The sequence below is a fragment of the Synechococcus sp. R6-10 genome (genome assembly GCF_047461815.1).
In the GTDB taxonomy this organism is placed as follows: Bacteria; Cyanobacteriota; Cyanobacteriia; order Thermostichales; family Thermostichaceae; genus Thermostichus.
Map to the genome: position 1 here is coordinate 1 of NZ_JANSHW010000538.1, position 2,261 is coordinate 2,261.

Annotated in this window: 2 protein-coding genes; one reads left to right on the forward strand and one right to left on the reverse strand. The window is 62.5% G+C overall.

Annotation, left to right across the window (positions count from 1 at the left end; translation table 11 throughout):
* The coding region (locus NW837_RS13435; RefSeq protein ID WP_414332126.1) for a TIM-barrel domain-containing protein at positions 1–1,660 on the forward strand (1,660 nt) is incomplete at its 5' end.
* Here NW837_RS13435 and NW837_RS13440 read toward each other — a convergent pair.
* Positions 1,653–2,120, reverse strand: coding sequence for a peroxiredoxin family protein (locus NW837_RS13440; protein WP_414332127.1), 468 nt, complete (start codon positions 2,118–2,120; stop codon positions 1,653–1,655). The two genes, NW837_RS13435 and NW837_RS13440, sit on opposite strands and share 8 nt — an antisense overlap.
* Positions 2,121–2,261: the final 141 nt, after the last annotated feature.

Sequence of the window (2,261 nt, forward strand, 5' to 3'; positions counted from 1 at the left end):
GGCCTTGGTGCTCGAGACCTACACCCAACTCACTGGGCGGCCTCCCCTTCCTCCCCTCTGGGCCTTGGGCTACCAACAGTGCCGCTGGAGCTACGCCAGCGCCGCCCAGGTTCAAACCGTTGCGCAGCAATTTCGCCAGCGGCAGATCCCCTGCGACGTCATTTACTTGGATATCGACTACATGCGCGGCTACCGCGTCTTCACCTGGGATCCCCGCCGCTTCCCCGAACCGGCCCGGCTCATGGCCCAACTCCACGAGGCTGGCTTCCGGGTGGTAGCCATTGTGGATCCCGGCGTCAAGTTCGAGCCCGAAGCCGACTACGCCGTCTTCGACGAGGGCTTGGCCCAGGATTTCTTTATCCGCCGCGCCGACGGCCACCTCTTCCATGGCTACGTTTGGCCAGGCAAAGTCCTCTTTCCCGACTTCTTGCGCCCCGGAGTGCGGCAGTGGTGGGGATCCTGGCAACGGGTTCTCACCCAAGCCGGTGTGGATGGCATCTGGAACGACATGAACGAGCCGGCCCTCAACGACCGCCCCTTTGGAGACGGCGGCCAGATCGTCGATATCCCCCTCGATGCCCCCCAAGGCCCACCCGACGAACCCACCACCCACGCCGAAGTTCACAACCTGTACGGCCTGCTGATGACACGCGCTTCCCGTGAAGGCTTGGAACAGCTCAACCCCAACCGGCGCCCCTTCGTGCTGACTCGCTCCGGCTTTGCTGGGATCCAGCGCTGGGCTGCCGTCTGGACAGGCGACAACCAATCCTCCTGGGAACACCTGGAGATGTCCCTGCCCATGCTCCTAAACCTGGGCCTGTCGGGAGTTAGCTTTGTCGGCGCGGACATCGGCGGCTTCGGTGGCAATGCCACTCCCGAGCTGTTTGCCCGTTGGATGCAAATGGGAATTCTTTACCCCCTCATGCGCGGCCACAGCGCCCTGGGCACCCGCCCCCACGAGCCCTGGAGCTTTGGCCTCGAAGTGGAAACCATCTGCCGGCAGGCCATTCAGTTGCGTTACCAGCTGCTGCCCTACCTCTACAGCCTCTTTTGGGAGTCCAGCCAAACCGGATCCCCCATCTTGCGCCCCCTTCTCTACGAGTTTCCCGACGATCCGCAAACCTACGAGATCTCAGATCAAGCCATGCTGGGATCCGCCCTCCTAGCTGCCCCTGTGGTTCGGCCTGGCGTGCGGTGCCGCGCTGTTTACCTACCCCAGGGCACTTGGTTTGATTGGTGGACAGGTCAGGCCCACACCGGCCCCCGCTACATTCTCGTCCCTGCCCCTCTCGAACAACTGCCGCTGTTTGTGCGGGGTGGCTCCGTTCTGCCTTTAGCTCCCCCCTGCCCGTCCACCGCCCACCTGCGCCGTGACCAACCGCACCTCAAACTCTACCCCGGCAACGGCAGCTTCACCCTCTACGAAGACGACGGGGAAACCCTCGCCCATCGAGCAGGAGCCTGGGCCACCACCCTCTTCCGCTTGCGACAGCAAAATGGCCAGCTCATTCTGGAGATCGAGGCCCGCCAGGGCAACTGGAGCCCGCCCCAGCGTAGCTGGCTTCTGGAGCCCCTTGGCCACACTCCCCTCTCCCTGCCGGACACCGGACAGCCGCAACGGGTTCTCTGGCCCACCCCAGAGGATCCCCCGTTTAGCTAATCGCCCTCACGGCCTCCAGCAGCTCCCGGTTGTCTCGCTTGAACAAGGGCAGCCACTCCACATGCTGGTAGCGTAGGATCCCTTGGCTATCCACCAAAAAATAGGCCCGCCGCGTCCCCAGCAGGCTGTCCACCCCGTACTGCTGGCTCACGGTTCTGTCCACATCGCTCAGCAAAGGAAACTCCAGCTTAAGCTGCTCGGCAAAGGCTTGGTGCCTGGAGAGGGGATCGCTGCTGATCCCCAAGATCTCGCAGCCCGCGGCCCGGAAAGCTTCCCAATCCTCCCGAAAGCAACGCATCTCGCTCGTGCATACCGGGGAAAAATCCGCCGGGTAAAAGGCCAGCAACACCTTGCTCTTGCCCCGGTAGGCCGCCAGTGAAATCTGGGCTCCCTTTTGGATCCCTTTCCCCACCGCAGGCAAGCTAAAGTCAGGAGCAGCAGCCCCAATCACAATCCCCATAGACCCGTCTAACCCAATCTGAGCTCACTTCAACAGTCTAACGGTGGATCCGGATCCCTTCTGGCTTCAAAAAATTTTGGGTTGGATATCTTGACGGGGTGGTGGGGGTGGGGATAGGGTAGTAAAGCGCCACAAGGCCAC